Genomic DNA, 22,180 nt, shown 5'->3' with positions numbered 1-22,180 from the left:
ACGAAAACCGCTATATGTAATTTCTCGTAACCCGAGGCGCGTAACGATATTGTCAGGTCCCCGCTAATGGGCAGTGTGGTGATGGAGTCGGAGTGCTAAAAGAACCTCTTGCTGCCCGATCCCTTCGTCAAGCCATTTGTAATTTTTTCGCCGGAGATTCAAGGCCCGTTGTTTGACATAGCGCGGAACGCATGTTGCCAAGGCAAATCGGCTAACCGGCCTTTTGTTCGTCATGGCGTGCATAGGTTACTGTCCCAGCGACAACGAACCGAAGCGGCAAATGGCAACGCCTACGCCAATCGCAGACCCCACAACACATCAAGTACGTGTTGCGTGGAACGCTCGACGTACCCCGCACGATGGGCAATGCCGAGCCGGCGCCACAACGCCGGGCGCAGCGGACGCATGACAATGCGCTGGTCGGGTAATGGCGTCGTGGCCTCATGGGGCAACAGCGCCGCGCCGTAACCTGCCGCCACCAGACTCTTGATCGCGTCGTTGTAGTTGAGCTGAATGCGCGGCGCAGGATGGTGCCCCGCGGTCGCGAACCACTCCGCCGTCAGACGCGAGAGACGCGTGGTCGCGTCATTGAGAATGAGAGGTTGGGCGGCGAGCCATTCAGGCGTGACGCGAGCCGGACACCGCCAATGCGCCGGCACAAAGGCCATCACGGGATCGCGGCGCCAAGGCTTGATCACGAGTCCGGCCACCGGGGGCTGAGGCAGTGCGACCAGCCCAACATCCAGCGTTCCATCCGCGAGTCGGGACAGCGTTTCATGCGAAGTGAGTACTGCAACCTGAATGTCGATAGCGGGATGGTGCTGGCGCAGCACCTCGAGCGCTTGCGGCAACAGGTGCGCGAACGCGCCGGTCGACGCACCGAGCCGCGCGCGGCCTTCGAGCCCCTGCACCTGGCGTTGAATATCGTCTAACGCCTGCTCCGCATCGGCCAGCAGTCGACGCGCGCGCTCCACCAGCACCTCTCCTATCGCCGACGGCTTTACATGTCCGCGCTTGCGTGACAGGAGTGGAGCCCCAATGCGGTCTTCGAGCTCAGCGATGTGGAGGCTGACCGTTGGCGGCGCCAGGTGCAACGCACGCGCCGCTTCGGCAAATGAGCCACGGTCGGCAATGGCGACCAGAGTGCGCAAGCGGTCCAGGCTGATCTCTCGCATGTCGACGTCCAGATTCAGAAAAACTGAATGTTCACGTTATGAAATTCAACTTTCTCTATTCTAGCGGTCCATGGAACATAGCGGCTCGTTCTAACCGTTACAACCGATAGTCAGCGGAGTATCCACGTATGAGCTCACCCGTTGTTTTCATCGACGGCGACCAAGGCACCACCGGGTTGCAAATCCACGAACGGCTGCGCAACCGGACCGACCTTAGACTGTTGACGCTTGCCGCTGCGGAACGCAAAGATCCGCGGCGTCGCGCAGAAGCCATCAACGCCTGCGACATCGCCATCCTCTGTTTGCCTGATGCCGCCGCGCGCGAGGCAGTGGACGCGATTGTCAATCCTGCCGTCAGGGTAATCGACGCCAGTTCCGCCCATCGCACACAGCCGGACTGGACATACGGCTTTCCGGAAATGACGCCGGGACAGGCTGAGCGCATTGCGAACGCACGTCGGGTCACCAACCCCGGTTGCTATCCGACAGGTGCAATTGGCTTGCTCCGTCCCCTCTTGCAGGCTGGGCTCATACCAGGCCACTACCCTGTCAGCATTCATGCGGTGTCCGGCTACTCCGGACGCGGGCGTGCCGGCGTGGATGAACATGAGCGGCCGGGCGCCGTCAACGCGCCTTCATACCAGGTATATGGTCTGGAACTCGCACACAAGCACACCCCGGAGATCCAGCAGCACGCCGGGCTCGCGCAGCGTCCGATCTTCGTCCCTGCGTATGGTGCGTTCCGCCAGGGCATCGTGCTGACGGTGCCCCTGGCGTTGCGGCTGCTGGCACCCGGCGTGGACGGCGCCACGTTACACGCATGTCTCGCACGCCACTATGCCGAGACGGCCCACGTACGTGTCTTGCCGCTGCACGAATCGTCCGTCTTAAAGCACCTGGATCCGCAAGTGCTGAACGGTACGAACGACATGCGCTTAAGCGTATTTCCTAACGTGGAACACGGGCACGTCCTGCTGTCCGCGGTTTTCGACAATCTCGGCAAAGGCGCATCCGGCGCTGCGGTTCAGAACCTGAACCTGATGCTCACGCAGCAATAGTGGCCGATGGCTTGAGCCAACGTTCGGCACGCAAAGACATCAGGAGCCTTCCTGAAACTGCAATCCAACGATGCCTGCGATAACCAGGCCAAGGCACACCAGGCGACCGAGCGAGGTCGACTCGTGGAACCAGATCAATCCAACCACGGCGGTGCCTGCGGCACCGATGCCGGCCCAGACGGCATATGCTGTACCCAGCGGCAGGATTTTGAGCGTGAAACTCATCAACCAGACGCTCATTATTGCTGCCACAATCGACAGTGCACCTGGCACCAACTTTGTATAACCATCGGACAGTTTCATGGCCACGGAGAAAACGATCTCCAGCAGTCCCGAAGCCAGGACCACGGTCCATGCAGCAAACGAATTGGTGATCGGAATCATTCGTTGTCTTCCTTCGGATTGGGAAGCCTGTATGTGCATTTTGCCGAGAATACCATCACGTCGCTACGCTGACAGCCAGGTGCTAGGATCCATTGCTGCTGAGATTTAGCAAAACGATTCCGGATATGGCGGTACCTATTCCGATTGCCTTAATTGCGCTAAATGCCTCGCCAAACCAGACGATCCCGATCACCGCCGTCAACGCGGCGCTGCTTCCCGCCCAGGCCGCATAAGCCATACCCATTTCGATTCGCTTCGTCGCAATAGCCATCAGCCAGACGGCTGTCGCGTAGCACATGGCCGTGGCGACGGAAGGAAGTAAGCGGGTGAAACCGGAGGACAGGTTGAGAGTGGCTGTACCGAGCGATTCAGCAGCAACGCTCGCAGCAAGAATGAGCCATGCGGCCTGAGTGGTGAGCATACGCGTACCTCGCCAGCACAACGTTTATACCGAACGTTAGTGCGAGCAGAGACAGGTAGCGGTACCCCAAACGCTTTGAAAATATCACGCTTCAAAATGAAGATCAATTGTCAATGATGTACGACGCGTCGTCGAGTGTCTCCGGTTCCCCCCAATAACCAGAACCTGATGTCCGAAAACCGCCAGCCAAGGGAGTCTCGATTGGTTAAACTTGAACCGAATGTCAGCCAATCGCACCACAGGCCGTAGCGCAGGCTGCGCCACGACGCGTGGTTATCCACGGCCACCTCTACGCTGGAATTTCGCATGAACGACACCTCTGCTTTTCGCCCGGCACTTGAGCACGCGCTGAACCACTCCTTGGCGCATCTGGAAAACCTGGAGCACAGTCCTGTCGCAGCCCGCGCAAGTTTGCATACGCTACGCGAACGTTTGCTGAAGCCGCTCAACAGCGAGGGCATGCCCGCGGATCAGGTGATCGACGAACTGGTCGCCGACACCGCCGGCGGCATCATGGGCAGTGCCGGCGGCCGGTTTTTCGGTTGGGTGATCGGCGGATCATTGCCCGCCGCCCTGGCGGCGGACTGGTTGACCAGCGCCTGGGATCAAAACGCTGCATCTTACGCATGCGGCCCCGCGCAAGCGGTGATTGAAGAAGCGTGCGGCGACTGGTTAAAAGACTTGCTTGGTTTGCCCAGGCACGCCAGCTTTGCGTTGACCAGCGGTTGCCAGATGGCGCACGTTACCGCGCTGGCGGCAGCGCGAAACGCATTGCTCGAGAAGCGGGGTTGGCAAGTCGAACGGGACGGCCTGTTCGGCGCACCGAAGATCCGTATCCTGAGCAGCGATCAGTTTCACGGCAGCATCACGCGCGCAACGCGCTTGCTGGGCATGGGAACAGCTTCGGTAACGGGACTGCCGACCAATCAGGCCGGTCAACTCGATGCGGCAACGCTAGAGTCGGCGCTAAAGAACGCCCCGGATACGCTCACGATTGTCTTGCTGCAGGCAGGCGACCTCAATATCGGCGCGTACGACTGTTTCGCCGACCTGATTCCACTCGCGCATCGCTATGGCGCATGGGTGCATGTCGACGGGGCCTTTGGCCTGTGGGCTAACGCCAGTGCGCGTTACAAGCATCTGCTGGCGGGTGTCGAGCATGCCGATTCGTGGTCAACCGATGGACACAAATGGCTAAACGTGCCGTACGACAGCGGTTTTGTTTTCGTTGCGCATCCGGAGGCGCATCGTAAAGCGATGTCCTACGAAGCAAGCTACATATCGCACAACGATCAGGTTCGCGAACAAAAGGACTGGAATCCAGATTGGTCGAGACGCGGGCGAGGCGTGGCAACGTATGCCGCACTGCGACAACTGGGCCGGCGCGGCGTCGCCGCTTTGATCGATGGTTGTTGCGACGCAGCGCATAGCCTCGTGACCGGCATCTCCGCCCTGCCCGGTGCCGAATTGATGTGGGAGCCGCAAATCAATCAGGGGCTGGTGCGTTTTATCGATCCCCAGCCGGGCGCCACGGAGAGTGACCACGACCAATGGACCGATGCGGTCACGAGTGCGGTTCTGGCCAGCGGCGAAGCGCTATTCAGCAACACCACCTGGCGCGGGAAGCGTTGCATGCGAGTGTCTGTATGCAACTGGCAAACCAACGCGCAGGATGTGGCGCGTGCGGTTGCAGCGGTAGCGCAGGCATTGCGAGGTCAGCCAACGGCCGGCGGCGCAGCCCAGATCGGTTAGAGATTTCGCCTGGCGCACCGATTGATTCCGTTTGCCTAAACACGCTGCGCGAGGGCCGTAGTAAAAAAGTCCGTCGCGCGGCGCACGCGTGCCGGTACAAACCGACGTTTTGGCCAGATGAGGCTTACGTCTCTGACGTCGCTTATAAATTCGTCGAGAACCGTGATCACGTCCGGATGTAGAAGCTCATCGGCAAGAGAAACTTTGGCAAACAGACCAATGCCAACGCCAGCCAGAACACCCGCCCGGATCGTTTCGACACTGTTGGAAGAAAGATTTCCGCGAACGGTCACGCTGAATCGACCTTCCGGACCTACAAACGGCCAGTTCGCTGACTCCGTTAGGCCTCCATATAGAAGGCAATTGTGATCGACGAGCTCGGCGGGGGTCTTGGGTATTCCGCGTTGCTCGAAGTAGCGACGGGAGCCGACGCATACGAGCGGGGTGCTCGCCACGCGCCTGACCACCGCGTCAGGATCGTTGACGGGCCCCACTCGGATCGCCAGATCAATCCGATCTTCCACCATATCCCGCACGAAGTCCGAAAGAACGAGATCTACCTGAAGCCCGGGATTGAGCGACAACAGATCGGGGATGAGTGGAAGAATGTGCAGGCGGCCGAAAGTCGAGGCCGTGGCAATCCTGATCAGACCGGAGGCATTCAGCGTGCTGCTGGTCAGTTCGCTGTCCGCTTCATCCATCTCGTCAACCAGCGGTTTGGTCCGATCGTAGTATCTCTGCCCCTGGTCCGTTAGGGTCACGCTGCGTGTGCTTCGGTTAAACAGCATCACGCCAAGGCGCTTTTCCAGCGCTCCGATGGCCTTACTGATGGCGGACTGCGACTCCCCGGTTCTGCGCGCCGCGGCGGAAAAACCGCCTGCTTCAACGACGGCGATGAACGCGTTCAATTCGTGAAACCGATCCATCGCATTCCCCTGGAGAATCAATCGTATGGGAAGTTGCACTATTACTAACGACTTTGGCATGCCCTGGCCGTCTGAGCAATTCCTTTTAAGAATAGATCTTATGAAAAATCCGCCGATTATCATTACCGGCAACTGCAATTACGATCTTCCTGTCACTCACGAACAGACGGAAGGTTTCCATGTCCACTCTCGCAGGCAAGATTGCCGTCATTAGCGGCGGAACGACCGGTATCGGTTTGGCGACCGCCCAGCGGTTTGTCGCCGAAGGCGCTCATGTCTTTATCTTCGGCCGTCGGCAGGCACAGCTCGACGAGGCCGCCGGGCTGATCGGACGCAACGTCACCGCCATCCAGGCTGACGCCGCGAACCTCGATGACCTCGACCGCGTCGCGGCGGCGGTCAGAGACGAAAAAGGCGCCGTCGACATCATCGTGTCGAACGCGGGCTATACGGAGCAGGCTTCGATCGACACCATTACGCCCGAGCATTTCGACAAGGCATTCAATCTGATGGCCCGCGGACCCGTCTTCCTGGTGCAGAAGCTGCTGCCGATGATGACAGGTGGTGGGTCGATCATTCTGGTGTCGTCGGCCATGCACGTCATGGGCATTCCTGGCCACACCGCCTACGCGGCGACCAAAGCCGCGTTGCGTTCTTATGCCCGCACCTGGGCCGCGGAATTCAAGGATCGCGGCATTCGCGTCAACATGCTCAGCCCTGGCGTAACCGACACCCCGATTCTCGACGCTCAGTCGGCGACACGCGAGGATCTGGTGAAGATGTACCAGAGCATGGTCCCGCTCGGCCGGCTCGCCCGGGCCGAGGAGATTGCCAGCGCGGCGCTCTTCCTGGCCTCCGACCAGAGTTCCTATGTGACGGGTGCGGGTCTCCGCCCCTCTCGCTTACGCCACCTCGCCGCTGCGGCGCACGACGGCCTCGGGCTGCTGCCGCGCCAGATGCCGCAGCAGCTTCGTCACCATTGCGGCGACAGTGAGCGCGAGGATCACGAAGAACACCGCAAGCGGCGTCAGGACCTGCACCGACACGAAGCCGGCGAGCCCCATCATCGCCGACGACACAAGCAGCAGCGCGCACCCGAGGATCGCGCTCGTCAGGCCGGCGATATGCGGGAACAGCGAATTGCCCTTGGCCATCAGCGTGGGATACATCGCGCCGGCGCAGAACCCCATGACGAGCACCGGCGTGGCGAGCGTCCAGACGCGCAGGCCGACCGTCAGCGCAAGCACCAGCATCGCGATCGACGCAGCGGCCATCACGCGCGCGCCGATCCGCAGCCGCTGCTCTGCGCCCGGCAGGCGCGGGCCGTGCACACGGTTCGACAGGCCGCCCAGGAAGTACATCATCCCGATGCCGAGGGCGAGGTAGCCGAAATAGGTCGGCGGCTTGTGCAACGTGTTCTGTACCATGAACGGTCCGATGATGTTGAACACGAGCAGGATGCTGTAGCACAGCCCTTGCGCAAGAAAGCAGCTCTGGAACACCGGGCTCGAGAGGACCTTGCCTGCGTTCGTCAACAGTGTGCGCGGCGCGAGGTGCACGGGCCGCTGCAAGGTCTCGCGATAGCGCCACAGCACGCCCCACATCGTAAGCGAATAGACGAGCAGGAAGACAAGACAGGCCTGCCAGCCAAACCACGTTTGCAGGTGGGCGCCGATCACCGGCGCCACAATCGGCGCGAGCCCCCACGCGGTCGCCATGTAGGTGAACGCATGTATGAGCGCCTGTCCGGAAAACGAATCCGTGATGATCGCCTTGGCGAGCAGGTTGGTGGTGGCGATACCGAAACCCTGCAGACAACGTGCGAGGAGGAATGTCTCAAGATTCGGCGCGGCGAGCGACAGCAGGCAGCCGATCGTGAAGATGACGAGCCCGAAAGCCAGGACGCGCTTGCGCCCGTACGCATCGGCTACCGGTCCGAAGATGAGCTGGCCGAGCGCATAAGCCGCCATGTAGCCGGACACGCTCGACTGGATCGCCTGAGGCGACGTTGCGAAGAAACGTGCCATCGCGGGTAGCGCGGGCACGTAAATGTCGATCGCCATCTGCCCGGAAGAGGCGAACAGGCAGATCAGGAACAGCAGGAAGCGCGGCGAGTTCGGTGCGCGCGCGGGAGTGACGGCACGGTCGGGGAGATTGTGGTTCATTAGAGCATCGAAGAGGCGGATTCTGGTGACGCGGCATCATTCGGTGCGTGTGTCGAACGCAGCGTGTGTGGATGGCGCCATCGCCACGTATTGTGCCTGTTGTCGCCGCTCTCTGCCGCTCGCGTGTCAGGTTGACCGGCAGTATCGATGTAATGGTTCTGACACAGCAATGCGCTAGCGACGGGACAAACCGCCGGCGCATCGCTGTGCAGCCGCGAACCGTTACTGTTTCAGAAGCTTCACGATGGTCAGCGTGCCATCCACATTTTCAACGCGCACCTTAACCTTTTCGCCCGCCCTCGCCTGTTTGAGCATCGACGCGTCCTTGGCCTTGTAGGCCATCGTCATCGCCGACATGCCGATGTTTTTCAGGTCACCGTGCTGGAGCGTCACCATGCCGGTCGACGGATCGACCTTCCTGACGACCGCATCGGTTAGCTCGGCCTTGTCCGGCGCCGCGGCCTCCATTGCACCGTTGTTCATCTTCATGCCCGCCATATCGTCCGCCGCCAGCGCCGCGCCGGCGAGCGTAAGACCGGCACAGAGCACAGCCGTCAGGGTTATCGACTTCTTCATTGGTTTTCTCCAGAGTGAGTTTGCGGCACGAGCGTGCCAGTGGGTACTACGTGAGGTTGAAGCGATTCTTGCGTGCTTGCCTTCGTGCGCGCGACGCGGCGGCGTTGCAGCAACAGCCAGGCGGCCGGAATGATGAGCATCGACAGGAGCGGCGCGGTCACCATGCCGCCCACCATCGGCGCAGCGATGCGCTGCATGACTTCAGAGCCGGAACCGTGGCCCAGCATGATCGGAATGAGGCCCGCCAGGACGACCGCGACCGTCATCGCCTTGGGTCTCACACGCAGCACCGCGCCTTCGCGGATGGCGTCGACCAGGGTCGCTTCGGTAAACGGTTCCCCTCTGACGAGTCGCTGATTGAGCGCGCCTTTGAGATACAAGAGCATTACGACTCCGAATTCGGCCGCCACTCCCGACAACGCGATGAATCCCACCGCCGTGGCAACGGACACCGCGTGCCCCAGGATCCAGATCAGCCAGAACCCGCCGACCAGCGCGAACGGCACGGTCGACATCAGCAGCAGCGCGTCGGCCGCCGAGTTGAACGTCAGGAAAAGCAGCACAAAAATGACGACGAGCGTCACCGGAATTACCGTGCGCAGCTTCGCAGCAGCCCGCTCCAGATACTCGAACTGACCCGACCACGTGATCGAATAGCCGGGCGGCAGGACAACATGTTGCGCAACCGCGCTTTGCATTGCCTTCACTGCCGATTGCAAGTCGGTATCGCGAATGTCGACGTAGACATACCCCGACAATCGCGCATTCTCGCTGCGGATCATCGGCGGGCCATCGGAGATCCTGATCGTGGCAACGTCGCCCAGCGTAATCTGCGCGCCGCGGTCCGTTACAACCGGCAACTGACGCAGGTTGTCGACCGAGTCGCGGATCTCCCGTGGATAGCGGATATTGATCGGAAAGCGCTCGCGGCCCGCGATCACCTCGCCAACGTTATCGCCACCCACCGCAGTCGACACGACGGACTGAATGGCGGTCACCGACAGACCATAGCGGGCAGCCGCCAGGCGGTCGATGTCGACGTCGATGTAGTGACCGCCGTTCAGGCGTTCCGCCAATGCGGACGTGACGCCCGGAACGTTCTTCAGGACGGACTCGACCTGCGTCGCAATCCTGTCGATCTGTCCGAGATCCGCGCCGGAGATTTTCACCCCGACAGGTGTCTTGATCCCGGTGGATAGCATGTCCAGACGATTGCGAATCGGCGGCACCCAGACGTTCGAGAGGCCCGGAATCTTCACGCGTGCGTCCAGTTCATCCACCAGCTTCTCCGGCGTCATGCCCGGCCGCCATTCGCTGCGCGGCTTGAACTGGATGGTCGTCTCGAACATCTCGAACGGTGCGGGATCGGTCGCGGTGTCGGCGCGTCCCGATTTGCCGAACACGGTCTTCACCTCCGGAACCGTTTTGATGAGGCGATCCGTTTGCTGCAGCAATTCGGCAGCCTTGTCTGCCGAGATGCCGGGCAGCGCGGTCGGCATGTAGAGCAGATCGCCTTCGTCCAGAGGCGGCATGAATTCACCGCCGAGCCGCGACAAGGGAAGCAGCGTGAGGGCAAGCACAATGACCGCCAGTCCGATCGCAGCCCACGGACGCCGCAGTGTCGCTTCGAGCAGCGGACGGTATAGCCGGATCAGCACGCGGTTGATCGGATTGGCGCTCTCATGAGGAATGCGCCCGCGGATCAGATAACCCATCAACACCGGCACGAGCGTCACCGACAATCCGGCGGCGGCGGCAATCGTGTAGGTCTTAGTGAACGCGAGCGGAGCGAACAGCTTCCCTTCCTGGCCTTCGAGCGAGAACACCGGAATGAACGACAGCGTAATGATGAGCAGCGAAAAGAACAACGCCGGTCCGACCTCGGCTGCGGACTGCGCGATCAGTTCCCACCGCTGGGCGACCGTGATCGGCGTATCGGGGTGCGTGTGATCGTACGCTTCCAGATGCTTGTGGGCGTTCTCGATCATGACAATGGCTGCATCGATCATCGCGCCTATCGCGATCGCAATGCCGCCCAACGACATCAGATTTGCATTGACGCCCTGATAACGCATCACGATGAACGCGGCCAGCACCCCGAGCGGCAGCGACAGGATCGCAACGAACGCACTGCGCAGGTGAAACAGGAACACCGCGCAGACCAGGCCGACGATGATGAACTCCTCGATGAGCTTGTCCTTGAGGTTGTCGACGGCTCGTTCGATGAGCTGCGAACGGTCATACGTGGTCACGACCTCCACGCCCGACGGCAGAGACTTTTTCAGCTCGGCGAGCTTCGCCTTGACCGCTTCGATGGTCGTCAGCGCGTTCTTTCCAGAGCGCATGACGATCACACCGCCGGCGACTTCGCCTTCACCGTTCAGCTCGGCAATCCCACGGCGCATTTCAGGTCCAACCTGGATGCGGGCGACGTCGCCAAGCAATACGGGGGTTCCTGTGTCGTTCGTGCGCAGCACAATGTTGCGGAAGTCATCGAGTGAATGCAGATAGCCTGACGACCTGACCATGTACTCGGACTCGGCGAGCTCGACCACCGAACCGCCGGACTCCTGATTAGCCTTGCCGATGGCATCCACAACAGCATCTTGCGTGATGCCGTAGGCGCGCAGCTTGTCCGGGTCGAGTACGACCTGATATTGCTGGACCATGCCGCCGATGCTGGCCACCTCCGATACGTCCGGCACCGCTTTCAGCTCGAATTTGAGAAACCAGTCGTTCAGGGCGCGGAGTTGCCCGAGATCGTGTTGACCGGTGCGGTCGACCAGTGCGTATTCGTAGACCCAGCCCACGCCCGTAGCATCAGGCCCGAGTGAGACTGTCGCGCCCGAAGGCAAACGGCTCTGCACCTGGTTCAGGTATTCGAGCACGCGCGAACGGGCCCAGTACTGGTCCGTCTTGTCATCGAACAGCACGTACACGAACGCATCGCCGAACGACGAATAGGCGCGAATGGTCGTCGCGCCTGGCACACCCAGCAGGGTCGTCGTGAGCGGATACGTCACCTGGTCCTCGACGACCTGCGGCGCCTTGCCGGGATACGAGGCCTTGATGATGACCTGCGTATCGGACAGATCCGGCAGCGCATCGAGCGGTGTTTGCGTCACCGAATACACGCCCCACGCGGTGACGAGCACCGTCGCAAGCAGCACGAGGAAGCGGTTGTCAATCGACCAGCGAATCATGCGCGCAATCATTTCGTGCCTCCGACCGGTTCGACCTGCGTCAACTGGTAGCCGTCATCGGACTGCCTGAAGACGAAATGCACGGACTCGCCCACCTTGACGTCCGGGAAGGCGCCCGGAGACGGTTTGCCGAAGGTCATGGTCATCGCCCCCCAGCCCAGCGCCGGCACCGGTTGATGCGAGAACGTGATGTCGCCCGCGGTGACTTTTTCGACCCTGCCGGTTGTCTGGTAGGTTTGCGCGGCAGCGGGCGTGGCAGCAGAAGCAGGCGCCGAGGCCGATGCCCCAGGTGCCGCGCTTCCTTCGAGTTTCGGCAGCACGGACGTCAGGCTCGCTTCCGAATCGATCAGGAACTGTCCCGATGCGACGACCTGCTGACCCTCGGTCAGCCCGCTCGTCACTTCGGTGTTGTCTCCGCTATCGTTACCGACCGCGACCTGGACAGGCTGCAGCCGGCCGTCGCTATTCCTGACGATGACGATCGACCGCTTGCCGGTCGTGATGACCGCTTCGGACGGCACAAGCAACCGCGAGACCGGCTTCGCCCCACTGACACGTGCGCGCATCAGCATCCCGGGAGTGAGCTTCAGGCCGGCGTTATCGATTTCGAGGCGTGCCTGCAGCGTCCGGCTGTCCGGACTGATGCCCGGCAGGATTTCGCGGATGTGGCCGCTAAAGTGTTGCGAGGCGTCGCCGGCGAACGTCGCGTCGACCACCATGCCGGGCTGCACCTGCAACGCGAGCGACTCCGGTATCTCGACGATCAACCAAAGTTTCGACAGGCCCGCGATCTTGGCAAGCGTTTGTCCCGGCGACACCATCGCACCGTCGCGAACATTGAGTTCTGTCAGCACGCCGGCTTGCTGGGCGAATAGCGTGACGTGGGTCTGCGCCTTGCCGGTTCGATCGAGGCTCGCGATCAGCCCGTCCGGAATCGACAGTGCCTGCATGCGCTCACGGGCGGCGGCAAGCAGGCCGGCATCCATACCCCCGCGCCTGAGCGCCAGGTACTCTTCCTGGGGCGCCAGCCAGTCGGGCACGAAGAGCGACGCAATCGGCGCCCCTTTCGCCACACGTTGCATCGGGGCGCTTGCATAGAGGTGGTCGATATAACCCGTCACCCGCGACTGGACGACATCTGCCATCGACTCGTCGAACTGGATGGTGCCGATCGCATCGAAGCCTTCAGCGGTGTCCTGCCGGACCACCGTCGCATAGCGGATGCCGAGATTCTGTTGCAGCGTGGAGTCGACCTTGATACCGCTTGAACCGCCTTCATCCGCGAAGACGGGCTGCAGTTGCATGTCCATGAAGGGCGATTTACCGGGCTTGTCGAAATGCTGGTTGGGCACCATCGGATCGTGCCAATAGAGCACTTTGCGGCCAGTCTTTGGGTCGACCTTGTCCCCGGACACGGATGGAGTCGCGGCCGCGGCTGACGCCATGGGTGCGTCTGTTGCAGCACGATGGGTGCCGACTACATAGCCCGCGCCCAGCAGCGCGGCTGCGGTGAACACTGCCGTCACGGCGCGTACGATCAGTTTCTGGTTCATGTGTTCCTCTTTACTGGCCGGAGGTCATGTCGGGCGGCAGAACCTGATATTCCAGTTGCGCCCAGACGAGGGAAGCTTCCCGTTCAAGGTTCAACACCTGAAGGTCCGCTTCGAGTTGCATGTGTCGCGCGTCCAACGCATCGGCGAGCGTGCCGGCACCCGACCGGTAGGCGGCATTGGCCAGTTGCACTTTTTGCTCAGCGGCGGGAAGAACGGTTTGCCTTGCATTGGCCAGACGTTCCCGGCCACTGGCGAGCTTTGCCGTCAGACTCTGGATATCGGCGGCGACCTGCCGCTCGGTGTCTTCGTAAGTGAGCCGCGCCTGCGTACCCATCTCGGACTTTTGCTCGACGTCGCGGTCTTCGACGTTCCCGCGGTGGATCGGCAAAGGAATGGAGACACCTACCGACACGTAGTCCGGGAACCTTCCGCCGCTTTTGAAGTAGGTCAGCCCCCATGTCCAGTTCGGACTCCTATTGCTGCGGGTCACTTCCGTGTCGGCGTCGGCTAGCGAGATGGCTGCGTGGGCTGCAATCAACGAAGGCTGGACCTGAGCGAGTTGCTCGACGCTTAAACTGGACACTTGTGACTCAAGTTCCGGCGGCGTGCCGGCTACTTCGATCACATTGCCTGCTCCCGTCCAGCGCGACAGCGTGATCAACGCGGTCTTCTCGTCCTGCTGGGCACTGATCAGTTCGTCACGCGCATTCCCAAGCGTCAGGTTGGCCTGGGCGACATCAATCGCCGTCCCTTTTGCGCCACGGTACGACGCCTGTTTTGCGGTGAGTTCCTGGCTCAGATGGTCAACCAGCGCCTGGCTCAGGGAGACAGCTTTTTTTGCATAGATGGCGTTGAGCCAGGCCACAGCCGCTTGCTGACGAACCTCGGCCACCTTTTCGAGGTACGTTGATTTGTCGCGCTCGACGGCACGATCGGCAAGCGTGGTCTGCCGCCGGCGCTTTTCCGCAGACACCCATTCCTGCTGGATGCCAATGCCGCGCATCGTGAAATTGTCCTGCCCGATGGTGAAGGCATTGGGTCCATTGATGGGCAGATCCTGGACACTCAGATTCAGCGTGGGATTGGGCAGTTGCCCGGCTTTTACGACAACGTCTGAACTTCCCCGAACCGAGGCTTGCGCAGCCTGGATCGAGGACGAGTGACTGGTTGCGATTTGCAGCGCCTCGTCTAGCGTCAAACCCGCGTCCAGGGCGTGCGCCGCGCGGTCAGCCAGCAGGCCGAACGCGAAAAAGACGGCGCATGAGCGAACCCAGGCGCGCCGCGATGCCGGCGTGCCGATGATGGAAAGCATGTTCTAACCTCGAATGGTCGAGCCGCGTATGGCCGCGCGAGCGGACACACGAACTCACGTCCCGAAGCAGGACGACATCACCGCGCCAAAGCGGTGCACCAGAACGATGGAGTTAGAGGGACTGCGGTGGACGCCAGAGGCCATCCGGCGCGCGGATGGAGAGCGACTGCGCGTAGTGGAAGCTGACGGGGACAAACGGCCCGGCGGGCCGGGTCACGGTGGGAGTGGCAACGGGGTGATAGAGACTGCCCATCTGACACTGGGCACTCACCTTGCACAGCGATACCTTCGACTTGCCGTGTTCGTTGGAAGTCGGGCTCATCGAAGCGCAGCCGGGCATGTCAGCCGGCATGGCGGCGGTGTCGCCGGCCATCGCGGATTCCATCGGACACGCTCCAGTCGTACCGCTGGCTGCCAGCCCGCTCAGGGGCAGCATCGCACACAGCAGCAAGACGAGAAGTGTCCGCAAGATTTTCATCGCAGCAAGTATAGCGTAGCCATTTCAATCTGGTTGACGGCTTGTGACCCGGTGAGTGGTCAACCGCGCATGCGTTGAACGAAGCAACGCGGCGAAGCGACGTAGACGAAGATGCGGCCGTCATTTCAACAATACTTGAAATATAGAAATGAATAGTTTATTGTTCCGGACATGGACTCAGATCTCGTTGTACGCGCCTTGGGCGCGCTCGCCCATGAATCGCGCCTTGCGATCTTCCGCATGCTGGTCGTCGCAGGTCCGGACGGTATGGCTGCCGGTGAAATCGCTCAGCAGCTAGGGCTTTCCCCTTCCAGCCTCTCGTTCCACCTGAAGGATCTGTCACATGCAGACCTCGTGACGCCGCGGCAGGAGGGGCGATTCGTTATCTACACGGCGAACTTCGACGCCATGACTGGCCTGATCGGTTTCCTGACGGAGAACTGCTGCGCGGGCGCGACCTGTGCCGCAAGCGATCTCCCGAACTGTTGCGGAGACAAACCATGAAGCGCATGCACATCCATGTCGCGGTAGAGAATCTGAGCGAAAGCATCCGGTTCTATCGCGCGATGTTCGGCAACGCAGAGCCCACCGTCCTCAAAAGCGACTACTGCAAGTGGGAACTGACAAACCCGGCTGTCAACTTTGCGATTTCACAGCGCGGTGCGAAGCCAGGTGTGGATCACATCGGCATTCAGGTTGAAACCAACGCGGAGCTGGCCGAAATGAAAGCGCGCTTCGCCGCTGCGGAACTGCCGGTACAGGCCCAGACGGACACAACCTGCTGCTATTCCCGCTCGGACAAAGCGTGGGCGACTGATCCGCAGGGCATCGCCTGGGAAACGTTCCGGACCTTCGAATCCGCGCCGGTCTACGGCCAATCGCGCGAGCAATCGCAATCTTCGGCTGCATGCTGTGCGCCGCTCGAAACTGCCGTCACATTCGGGAGCCGCGGATGAGCGACAAAACCTGGTCGATCCTCATTCTCTGCACGGGCAACAGCTCGCGCAGCGTCATGGCCGAAGCGTTATTCAACGTGCTGGGGAAAGGCAAGTTTCGGGCGTATAGCGCGGGCAGTCACCCCTCCGGGGCGGTGAACCCGTTCGCCATCGAGCGCTGCGAAGCGCTCGGTTACGACACTGCCAAGCTGCGCAGCAAGAGCTGGGACGAGTTCGCGACGCCGAACGCCCCGCACATGGACTTCGTCATCACGGTCTGCGACCAGGCGGCGGGTGAAGTGTGTCCGATCTGGCCGGGCCACCCGATGACGGCGCATTGGGGTTTCGAGGACCCGGCAGCTTTCGAGGGTAGCGACGACGACAAGCGCAAGGTCTTCGACAAGGTCTATCGGCAGATCATGAATCGCGTGAGCCAGTTTGTGAATCTGCCGCTGCACGTACTGGACCACAATGCGATTCAGTACGAAATGCGCGCCATCGGCGAGAAGCCTGCAGAGGAATCCAGTGAGCAGCACTGATACAGCGCTCGGCGGCACACGGCCTGCGATCGGGTTTTTCGAGCGCTACCTGACGGTCTGGGTTGCGCTCTGCATCGTGGGCGGCATCCTGCTCGGGCAAGCACTTCCCCCGCTCTTCCAGGCAATCGGCCGTATGGAAGTGGCGCAGGTCAATCTTCCGGTCGGAGTACTGATCTGGGTGATGATCATTCCGATGCTGGTCAAGATCGACTTTGCCGCGCTGACCCAGGTCAAAAGCCAGTGGCGCGGTATAGGGGTGACGCTGTTCGTCAACTGGTTCGTCAAACCGTTCTCGATGGCGCTGCTAGGGTGGGTCTTCATCCGCCATCTGTTTGCGCCGTGGCTTCCCGCCAACCAGCTCGACAGCTACATTGCCGGCCTGATCCTGCTTGCCGCGGCCCCCTGCACCGCGATGGTCTTCGTGTGGTCGCAACTCTGCAAGGGCGATCCCTATTTCACGTTATCGCAAGTGGCGCTCAACGACTCGATCATGATCGTGGCCTTCGCACCGCTCGTCGCGCTCCTGCTCGGTCTGTCGGCCATCACGGTACCGTGGGATACGCTGATCACTTCGGTTGTGCTGTACATCGTCATTCCGGTCATCCTTGCCCAATTGCTGCGCCGGCGCCTGCTGGCCAGAGGTGACGCGCACTTCCGGCAGGTGGTCGCACGTCTCGGTCCGTATTCGATCAGCGCACTGCTCGCGACACTCGTACTGCTGTTTGCCTTTCAGGGGCAGGCGATCGTCAAGGAACCGCTCGTTATCGCCATGCTCGCGGTGCCGATCCTGATACAGGTGTTTTTCAATTCGGGGCTCGCGTACCTGTTGAATCGGCGGCTCGGCGTCGCGCACTGTGTTGCGGGGCCGTCCAGTCTGATCGGCGCCAGCAATTTCTTCGAGCTGGCGGTCGCCACGGCAATCAGCCTGTTCGGCTTTCATTCGGGTGCGGCTCTGGCCACGGTGGTCGGCGTGCTGATCGAAGTGCCGGTCATGCTGTTCGTTGTCGGCGTGGTCAACCGCTCGCAACACTGGTACGAAGCGAAACACGGCATCGAGGGGCAACAGGTATGAGCGTCACGATTTATCACAATCCCGCTTGCGGCACGTCGCGCAACACGCTGGCCATGATCCGCAATGCCGGAATCGAACCTGAAATCATCGAGTATCTGCAAACCCCGCCTGACCGGGAGACACTGAAGGACCTGATTGCTCGCGCCGGCCTGACGGTACGCGCTGCGCTACGTGAAAAGGGTACGCCCTACGCCGAGCTTGGTCTGAGCGATACGTCCTTGAGCGACGAGCAGTTACTCGATGCAGTGATGGAGCATCCCATCCTGATTAACCGGCCGTTTGTCGTCACACCGCTTGGCGTGCGCCTGTGCCGGCCGTCAGAGGTAGTGCTCGACATCCTGCCCGCTGGGCAGAAAGGCTCATTCACGAAAGAGGACGGAGAGCAAGTCGTCGACAGTGAAGGACGGAGGCTCCTTTAATGACGCAGGATATTCCCAACGTCAGCGCACCCCACCTCGACTCGCCGGATTTGCAGAAGCTCGAACCGCGTACGGTTTCGCAACACGCTCCGCGGATCCTTTTGCTGTTTGGCTCGTTACGCGCCACCTCATACAGCCGGCTTCTCATCCTGGAAGCCGAGCGCATCCTGCGCCATTTCGGCGCGGAAACACGGGTCTTCGATCCGCACGGCCTGCCGCTCGTGGACAGCGTGCCCGCCGATCATCCGAAGGTAGTAGAACTGCGCACACTCTCGGAGTGGTCGGAGGGACAGGTATGGTGCAGCCCGGAGCGTCACGGAACCCTGACGGCCGTGTTCAAGAACCAGATCGACTGGCTGCCGCTTGAAAGCGGTGGCGTTCGCCCGACGCAAGGCCGCACGCTCGCGGTAATGCAGGTGTGCGGTGGATCGCAATCGTTCAATGCCGTGAATTCACTGCGGATTCTCGGCCGATGGATGCGCATGGTGACCATCCCGAACCAGTCGTCGGTGGCGAAGACCTGGCAGGAATTCGACGCAAACGGGCGGATGAAACCATCGGCTTATTACGATCGCGTCGTCGACGTGATGGAAGAACTGTACAAGTTCACGCTGCTCGTGCGTGACCGCTCGGAATACCTGACCGATCGCTACAGTGAGCGAAAGGAAGCACACCCGGAGCTTGCAACGACACTGGCGGCCACCGCCATGGATCAGGAAACGGTGACCGCCAATGCAGACACTGACGACAGAGAAACGGAGTGACGGCCGCAGCGGTCGCGGCACTGTCGCAACCTGGGCGCTCGCAGTCGCGCAGCTCGTCTCCTGGGGATCGATCTATTACGCGTTTTCGCTTTTTGTCGTTCCGATGGAAGACGCGATGGGATGGAGCCGGACGGCGACAAACGCGGCCCTCTCGGTAGGCCTCCTGATTTCTGGACTAACGGCTTATCCGGTCGGAACCTGGATCGATCACGGCCACGGCCGGCGCGTCATGGTCTGCGGGACCGTCCTGGCCGCGGCGATGTTGGCGCTGTGGTCACAAGCGCAGAGCCTTGTGACGCTGTTCGTCGTCTGGATCGGCCTCGGTGTCGCGATGGCCGCGACACTATACGATCCGGTTTTCGCGGTGATTACGCGGGACTTTCCAGGCAGCTTTCGCACAAAGATCACGTTAATCACGCTGGTGGCCGGCTTTGCCAGCACCGTCTTTATCCCGCTAACTCAGGTTCTGGTCGATTGGCTCCAATGGCGAGATGCACTTCTCGCGCTTGCCGGGTTCAATCTGGCGATCTGCCTGCCCATCCATGTTTGCGCAATCGGCCGCGATGCGCCTCGCGAAGACGATCCGGATTACAAGACCGCGCGGAAAGCCACCAACGCAGCAGCAACCAGGCGTGCTCTACGAACCCCGACATTCTGGGCGCTTGCTATCTGCTTCACGGCCTACTATGCGACATTTGCGGCGCTAACCTTCCACCTGGTGCCGCTCATGGCGGAACGGCGGGTGTCGCCCGCGCTGATCGTGACGACGATGGCCGTCATTGGTCCGGCGCAGGTACTCGCGCGTGTGCTGTGGTTCACGGTCGGCCGCAAGGTTCGTCCGTCGACTGTGGGCATCGTGATTACAACGGCGTTTCCTGCATCTGTGGTTGTTCTCATGTGCGCCGGCACGTCACCGGCGTTGCTGATCCTGTTCGCAGTCGTCTATGGCGGCGCAAACGGCATGATGACGATCCTCCGTGGGACGATCGTGCAGGACATTATGTGGACCGAGGGTTATGGGGCCGTGAGCGGACTGCTCTCGATGCCCTCGAACATTGCCAAGGGCGTCGCTCCGATTTCGGCTGCCGCGATCTGGACGGCCGACGGAAACTATGTGCCTGTCGAATGGACCGTGCTGCTGGTGTCGCTGGTTTCGGCTGCTGCGTTTATCCTCGCGATACGTCTCCCCTTCAGCAAAAAGGTCAACGAGCATCAAGTCAATTTCGAGTGAGCATGCTGCCATGCAGATAAGAATGGCCGACGACGCCGACCTGGGCGAAATCCAAAACCTGTTGGACGCGAATGGCTTACCTGTAGAAGATGTTTCGAGGACGCTCATCGAGGGATTCCTGGTTGCCGAAGACGCAAGCGGATCGGTTGTCGCTAGCGGCGGACTCGAGCGGCTCGGCTCGAGCGCGCTCTTGCGATCGCTCGTCGTCACGTCAGAATTGCGCGGGACAGGCATCGCGCGGGATTTGGTCGCACAGCTCGAAGACAACGCACGCTCACTTGGCCACCAGGAAATCTGGCTGCTGACAACCACTGCGGAACGCTTTTTCGAACGAGCGGGCTATGAGAGGGTAAGCCGCGACGAGGCGCCCAGCGAAGTGCGGTTGTGCAGGCAATTCGCGGCTCTGTGCCCGTCGACCGCCACGTGCATGCGCAAGCGCCTCCTCTAGAAATGTCCGCTTGAACGGACCGTAAATGGGTGCGGTTACACCTAAATGCGCGCCCTACAATGCGTCGAGTGGGATCTTCAGATAACGCGCGCCGTTGTCTTCGGGTCCAGGCAATAAGCCTGCCCGGATGTTGACCTGGACCGCCGGAAGAATGAGCGTAGGCATATCGAGCGTCCGGTCACGTGCGGTGCGCATCGCGACGAACGCATCTTCGGAGTTCCCGTCATGCAGATGAATATTGCCTTTGCGCTGTTCAGCCACGGTGGTTTGCCACTGCGGTTGACGCGACTGCGGCGGATAGTCGTGACACATATAAAGCCGAGTCTCGTCAGGTAGCGACAGCAGTTTGCGTGCCGAGCGATACAGCGTATGTGGGTCACCACCCGGAAAGTCGCACCGTGCGCTACCTACGTCCGGCATGAACATCGTGTCGCCGACAAAAACCGCGTCTCCGATCTGGTACGCCACGTCAGCCGGTGTATGTCCAGGCACGTGTATGGCGTGCGCACTCAGCGCGCCGATCTGAAACGTCTCGCCGGCTGCGAACAGATGATCGAACTGCTGACCATCGCCCGGCACGTCGTCACCCAGGTTGAAAACGCGCTTGAAAACGCCCTGCACCGCACGAATGCTTTCGCCGATGGCAATCCTGCCGCCCAGTTGCGCCTTCAGGTATTGCGCTGCCGAAAGATGGTCCGCATGGGCATGCGTTTCCAGCAGCCATTCGACACGCAACGCATGCGCCTGAACAAATTCCACGACCTTGTCGGCTGATCGGGTCGAGGTACGGCCAGCTTTGGGGTCGTAGTCAAGCACCGAATCGATGACGGCACACGCCGAGCCATCGCCGGCGTGAACCACATAGGTGACGGTACAGGTGGTCCGATCAAAGAACGCTTCTACCAGCGGCTTCATCGCACGCTCCAATCAATACATTGAAAAACAATATATATTCTCATATACTATTGGTCAACATATTATCAACCAGCAGGACACTGATCGATGAACACGCCGTTGTCTCCCGCCGCGCTCGACTCGCTGCGGCAATCCGCGACGAAATGCTGTGCCCTTCTCAAAGCCATGGCGCAGGAAGACCGTCTGCTGTTACTGTGCCAGTTGATCGAAGGCGAACATAACGTCGGAGAACTGGAAGAGGCGGTCGGCCTTCATCAACCGAGCCTTTCGCAACATCTTGGCGTGCTGCGGGAAGAAGGTCTCGTCAGTGCGCGGCGCGAGGGAAAGTACATGTACTACAGCCTCGCGAGCGTCGAAGTCCTAAGCATTATGCAAACGCTATCGAGCCTCTATTGCGGCAAAGTCAAAGGACGCCTGAAATGAGCATCGACCTCGCCCACTTCACGCCGTTTCCCGCGCTTGCCGGCGGCTTGTTGATCGGCTTTGCGGTAGCGCTGCTTGTGCTCGGCAACGGTCGCATCGCCGGCATCAGTGGGATTCTTGGTGGCCTGCTCGATACGACATCCAGTGATCGTGCCTGGCGTGCCGCATTCGTGCTTGGACTTTTCGCCGCGCCGTGGATATTCAAGCTTTTCACGGCGCTGCCGCCCGTCACGATTGCGGCATCGCCGCCGGTGCTCGTTGTGGCCGGCCTGCTCGTCGGCGTCGGCACCCGCTATGCGTCCGGGTGCACCAGCGGTCACGGTGTCTGCGGCCTCTCACGAGGCTCGGTCCGCTCGCTTGCCGCTACTGCGACGTTCATGGCTGTGGGCTTTTTCACCGTTTTCATTACCCGCCATCTGCTGGGGCTTTGA

Annotated in this window: 23 protein-coding genes and 1 pseudogene; 13 read left to right on the top strand and 11 right to left on the bottom strand. The window is 61.0% G+C overall.

The window, feature by feature from the left end; translation table 11 throughout:
* Positions 1 to 290 precede the first annotated feature (290 nt).
* Positions 291 to 1,175: a LysR family transcriptional regulator gene (locus tag AC1ECK_RS00710; protein WP_480314897.1), complete on the bottom strand. Its 885-nt coding sequence runs from the start codon at positions 1,173 to 1,175 to the stop codon at positions 291 to 293.
* A 128-nt stretch (positions 1,176 to 1,303) separates the two neighbouring features.
* Here AC1ECK_RS00710 and argC point away from each other — a divergent pair, with 128 nt between their 5' ends.
* A complete protein-coding gene (gene argC / locus AC1ECK_RS00705) occupies positions 1,304 to 2,233 on the top strand; it encodes an N-acetyl-gamma-glutamyl-phosphate reductase (RefSeq protein WP_480314895.1) in 930 nt (309 codons plus the stop codon).
* 39 nt (positions 2,234 to 2,272) lie between these two features.
* Here the strand turns inward: argC and AC1ECK_RS00700 are convergent, their stop codons facing one another.
* Both AC1ECK_RS00700 and AC1ECK_RS00695 read right to left on the bottom strand, forming a co-directional pair.
* Positions 2,273 to 2,617 (bottom strand): DMT family transporter, encoded by a 345-nt coding sequence (locus AC1ECK_RS00700; protein ID WP_480314893.1) that lies wholly within the window; start codon positions 2,615 to 2,617, stop codon positions 2,273 to 2,275.
* Positions 2,618 to 2,699: 82 nt separating this feature from the next.
* The gene (locus AC1ECK_RS00695; RefSeq protein ID WP_480314891.1) at positions 2,700 to 3,038 is read right to left on the bottom strand and encodes a DMT family transporter; all 339 of its coding nucleotides are present in this window, start codon (positions 3,036 to 3,038) and stop codon (positions 2,700 to 2,702) included.
* Positions 3,039 to 3,344: 306 nt separating this feature from the next.
* Between AC1ECK_RS00695 and AC1ECK_RS00690 the strand changes: the two genes are divergently transcribed.
* Positions 3,345 to 4,790, top strand: coding sequence for a pyridoxal phosphate-dependent decarboxylase family protein (locus tag AC1ECK_RS00690; RefSeq protein WP_480314889.1), 1,446 nt, complete (start codon positions 3,345 to 3,347; stop codon positions 4,788 to 4,790).
* 35 nt (positions 4,791 to 4,825) lie between these two features.
* Here AC1ECK_RS00690 and AC1ECK_RS00685 read toward each other — a convergent pair whose 3' ends face one another.
* Positions 4,826 to 5,716, bottom strand: coding sequence for a LysR family transcriptional regulator (locus AC1ECK_RS00685; RefSeq protein ID WP_480314887.1), 891 nt, complete (start codon positions 5,714 to 5,716; stop codon positions 4,826 to 4,828).
* A gap of 179 nt (positions 5,717 to 5,895) precedes the next feature.
* Between AC1ECK_RS00685 and AC1ECK_RS00680 the strand changes: the two are divergent.
* Positions 5,896 to 6,606: pseudogene (locus tag AC1ECK_RS00680) on the top strand (SDR family NAD(P)-dependent oxidoreductase); the annotation flags it as partial.
* Between the two features lie 12 nt (positions 6,607 to 6,618).
* Here AC1ECK_RS00680 and AC1ECK_RS00675 read toward each other — a convergent pair.
* From AC1ECK_RS00675 to AC1ECK_RS00650, 6 genes are all read right to left on the bottom strand, one after another.
* Positions 6,619 to 7,881, bottom strand: a complete 1,263-nt coding sequence (locus tag AC1ECK_RS00675) for a multidrug effflux MFS transporter (RefSeq protein ID WP_480314885.1) — start codon at positions 7,879 to 7,881, stop codon at positions 6,619 to 6,621.
* A 222-nt stretch (positions 7,882 to 8,103) separates the two neighbouring features.
* On the bottom strand, positions 8,104 to 8,457 hold the full coding sequence (locus AC1ECK_RS00670) for a copper-binding protein (protein WP_480314884.1): 354 nt from the start codon (positions 8,455 to 8,457) through the stop codon (positions 8,104 to 8,106).
* The gene (locus AC1ECK_RS00665) at positions 8,454 to 11,672 is read right to left on the bottom strand and encodes an efflux RND transporter permease subunit (RefSeq protein WP_480314882.1); all 3,219 of its coding nucleotides are present in this window, start codon (positions 11,670 to 11,672) and stop codon (positions 8,454 to 8,456) included. Before AC1ECK_RS00665 ends, AC1ECK_RS00670 begins: the two co-directional genes overlap by 4 nt.
* The gene (locus AC1ECK_RS00660; RefSeq protein WP_480314880.1) at positions 11,669 to 13,213 is read right to left on the bottom strand and encodes an efflux RND transporter periplasmic adaptor subunit; all 1,545 of its coding nucleotides are present in this window, start codon (positions 13,211 to 13,213) and stop codon (positions 11,669 to 11,671) included. Before AC1ECK_RS00660 ends, AC1ECK_RS00665 begins: the two co-directional genes overlap by 4 nt.
* Before the next feature lie 10 nt (positions 13,214 to 13,223).
* Positions 13,224 to 14,525 (bottom strand): TolC family protein, encoded by a 1,302-nt coding sequence (locus AC1ECK_RS00655; protein ID WP_480314878.1) that lies wholly within the window; start codon positions 14,523 to 14,525, stop codon positions 13,224 to 13,226.
* A 112-nt stretch (positions 14,526 to 14,637) separates the two neighbouring features.
* Positions 14,638 to 15,003 (bottom strand): hypothetical protein, encoded by a 366-nt coding sequence (locus AC1ECK_RS00650; protein WP_480314876.1) that lies wholly within the window; start codon positions 15,001 to 15,003, stop codon positions 14,638 to 14,640.
* 171 nt (positions 15,004 to 15,174) lie between these two features.
* Here AC1ECK_RS00650 and AC1ECK_RS00645 point away from each other — a divergent pair, with 171 nt between their 5' ends.
* The 8 genes from AC1ECK_RS00645 to arsN2 are packed head-to-tail and all read left to right on the top strand — an operon-like array spanning position 15,175 to position 20,411.
* Positions 15,175 to 15,507: an ArsR/SmtB family transcription factor gene (locus AC1ECK_RS00645; RefSeq protein WP_480314874.1), complete on the top strand. Its 333-nt coding sequence runs from the start codon at positions 15,175 to 15,177 to the stop codon at positions 15,505 to 15,507.
* Complete coding sequence (locus AC1ECK_RS00640) at positions 15,504 to 15,959, top strand: ArsI/CadI family heavy metal resistance metalloenzyme (protein ID WP_480314872.1); 456 nt, start codon at positions 15,504 to 15,506, stop codon at positions 15,957 to 15,959. Before AC1ECK_RS00645 ends, AC1ECK_RS00640 begins: the two co-directional genes overlap by 4 nt.
* Complete coding sequence (locus AC1ECK_RS00635) at positions 15,956 to 16,477, top strand: arsenate reductase ArsC (protein ID WP_480314870.1); 522 nt, start codon at positions 15,956 to 15,958, stop codon at positions 16,475 to 16,477. Before AC1ECK_RS00640 ends, AC1ECK_RS00635 begins: the two co-directional genes overlap by 4 nt.
* A complete protein-coding gene (arsB, locus tag AC1ECK_RS00630; protein ID WP_480314868.1) occupies positions 16,464 to 17,549 on the top strand; it encodes an ACR3 family arsenite efflux transporter in 1,086 nt (361 codons plus the stop codon). The genes AC1ECK_RS00635 and arsB overlap by 14 nt, the downstream gene beginning before the upstream one ends.
* Positions 17,546 to 17,968 carry an arsenate reductase (glutaredoxin) gene (gene arsC, locus AC1ECK_RS00625; protein ID WP_480314867.1) on the top strand — a complete coding sequence of 141 codons (423 nt, stop codon included), beginning with the start codon at positions 17,546 to 17,548 and terminating at the stop codon, positions 17,966 to 17,968. The genes arsB and arsC overlap by 4 nt, the downstream gene beginning before the upstream one ends.
* A complete protein-coding gene (arsH, locus tag AC1ECK_RS00620) occupies positions 17,968 to 18,732 on the top strand; it encodes an arsenical resistance protein ArsH (RefSeq protein WP_480314865.1) in 765 nt (254 codons plus the stop codon). Before arsC ends, arsH begins: the two co-directional genes overlap by 1 nt.
* Positions 18,701 to 19,963 carry an MFS transporter gene (locus AC1ECK_RS00615; protein ID WP_480314863.1) on the top strand — a complete coding sequence of 421 codons (1,263 nt, stop codon included), beginning with the start codon at positions 18,701 to 18,703 and terminating at the stop codon, positions 19,961 to 19,963. Before arsH ends, AC1ECK_RS00615 begins: the two co-directional genes overlap by 32 nt.
* A gap of 22 nt (positions 19,964 to 19,985) precedes the next feature.
* Entirely contained in the window at positions 19,986 to 20,411 is a 426-nt protein-coding gene (gene arsN2 / locus AC1ECK_RS00610; protein WP_480314861.1) for an arsenic resistance N-acetyltransferase ArsN2, read from the top strand.
* A gap of 54 nt (positions 20,412 to 20,465) precedes the next feature.
* Here the strand turns inward: arsN2 and AC1ECK_RS00605 are convergent, their stop codons facing one another.
* Positions 20,466 to 21,326 carry an MBL fold metallo-hydrolase gene (locus AC1ECK_RS00605; RefSeq protein ID WP_480314859.1) on the bottom strand — a complete coding sequence of 287 codons (861 nt, stop codon included), beginning with the start codon at positions 21,324 to 21,326 and terminating at the stop codon, positions 20,466 to 20,468.
* Between the two features lie 87 nt (positions 21,327 to 21,413).
* On the opposite strand from AC1ECK_RS00605, the gene AC1ECK_RS00600 reads away from it, so the two are divergent.
* Both AC1ECK_RS00600 and AC1ECK_RS00595 read left to right on the top strand, forming a co-directional pair.
* Complete coding sequence (locus tag AC1ECK_RS00600) at positions 21,414 to 21,749, top strand: ArsR/SmtB family transcription factor (protein ID WP_480314857.1); 336 nt, start codon at positions 21,414 to 21,416, stop codon at positions 21,747 to 21,749.
* Positions 21,746 to 22,180: a YeeE/YedE family protein gene (locus AC1ECK_RS00595; RefSeq protein ID WP_480314855.1), complete on the top strand. Its 435-nt coding sequence runs from the start codon at positions 21,746 to 21,748 to the stop codon at positions 22,178 to 22,180. Before AC1ECK_RS00600 ends, AC1ECK_RS00595 begins: the two co-directional genes overlap by 4 nt.

It is taken from the genome of Paraburkholderia sp. SSBN10T (assembly GCF_056619545.1).
This window is presented reverse-complemented; position numbering and strand designations above follow the sequence as displayed.

Coding starts and splice junctions, on each gene's coding strand:
- AC1ECK_RS00685 (WP_480314887.1), bottom strand. CDS start 5,716: ATGGATCGGTTTCACGAATTGAACGCGTTCATCGCCGTCGTTGAAGCA.
- AC1ECK_RS00700 (WP_480314893.1), bottom strand. CDS start 2,617: ATGATTCCGATCACCAATTCGTTTGCTGCATGGACCGTGGTCCTGGCT.
- AC1ECK_RS00605 (WP_480314859.1), bottom strand. CDS start 21,326: ATGAAGCCGCTGGTAGAAGCGTTCTTTGATCGGACCACCTGTACCGTC.
- AC1ECK_RS00690 (WP_480314889.1), top strand. CDS start 3,345: ATGAACGACACCTCTGCTTTTCGCCCGGCACTTGAGCACGCGCTGAAC.
- AC1ECK_RS00695 (WP_480314891.1), bottom strand. CDS start 3,038: ATGCTCACCACTCAGGCCGCATGGCTCATTCTTGCTGCGAGCGTTGCT.
- AC1ECK_RS00645 (WP_480314874.1), top strand. CDS start 15,175: ATGGACTCAGATCTCGTTGTACGCGCCTTGGGCGCGCTCGCCCATGAA.
- argC (WP_480314895.1), top strand. CDS start 1,304: ATGAGCTCACCCGTTGTTTTCATCGACGGCGACCAAGGCACCACCGGG.
- AC1ECK_RS00615 (WP_480314863.1), top strand. CDS start 18,701: ATGCAGACACTGACGACAGAGAAACGGAGTGACGGCCGCAGCGGTCGC.
- AC1ECK_RS00640 (WP_480314872.1), top strand. CDS start 15,504: ATGAAGCGCATGCACATCCATGTCGCGGTAGAGAATCTGAGCGAAAGC.
- AC1ECK_RS00635 (WP_480314870.1), top strand. CDS start 15,956: ATGAGCGACAAAACCTGGTCGATCCTCATTCTCTGCACGGGCAACAGC.
- AC1ECK_RS00655 (WP_480314878.1), bottom strand. CDS start 14,525: ATGCTTTCCATCATCGGCACGCCGGCATCGCGGCGCGCCTGGGTTCGC.
- AC1ECK_RS00650 (WP_480314876.1), bottom strand. CDS start 15,003: ATGAAAATCTTGCGGACACTTCTCGTCTTGCTGCTGTGTGCGATGCTG.
- AC1ECK_RS00600 (WP_480314857.1), top strand. CDS start 21,414: ATGAACACGCCGTTGTCTCCCGCCGCGCTCGACTCGCTGCGGCAATCC.
- arsH (WP_480314865.1), top strand. CDS start 17,968: ATGACGCAGGATATTCCCAACGTCAGCGCACCCCACCTCGACTCGCCG.
- arsN2 (WP_480314861.1), top strand. CDS start 19,986: ATGGCCGACGACGCCGACCTGGGCGAAATCCAAAACCTGTTGGACGCG.
- AC1ECK_RS00675 (WP_480314885.1), bottom strand. CDS start 7,881: ATGAACCACAATCTCCCCGACCGTGCCGTCACTCCCGCGCGCGCACCG.
- AC1ECK_RS00665 (WP_480314882.1), bottom strand. CDS start 11,672: ATGATTGCGCGCATGATTCGCTGGTCGATTGACAACCGCTTCCTCGTG.
- arsC (WP_480314867.1), top strand. CDS start 17,546: ATGAGCGTCACGATTTATCACAATCCCGCTTGCGGCACGTCGCGCAAC.
- AC1ECK_RS00710 (WP_480314897.1), bottom strand. CDS start 1,175: ATGCGAGAGATCAGCCTGGACCGCTTGCGCACTCTGGTCGCCATTGCC.
- AC1ECK_RS00595 (WP_480314855.1), top strand. CDS start 21,746: ATGAGCATCGACCTCGCCCACTTCACGCCGTTTCCCGCGCTTGCCGGC.
- AC1ECK_RS00660 (WP_480314880.1), bottom strand. CDS start 13,213: ATGAACCAGAAACTGATCGTACGCGCCGTGACGGCAGTGTTCACCGCA.
- AC1ECK_RS00670 (WP_480314884.1), bottom strand. CDS start 8,457: ATGAAGAAGTCGATAACCCTGACGGCTGTGCTCTGTGCCGGTCTTACG.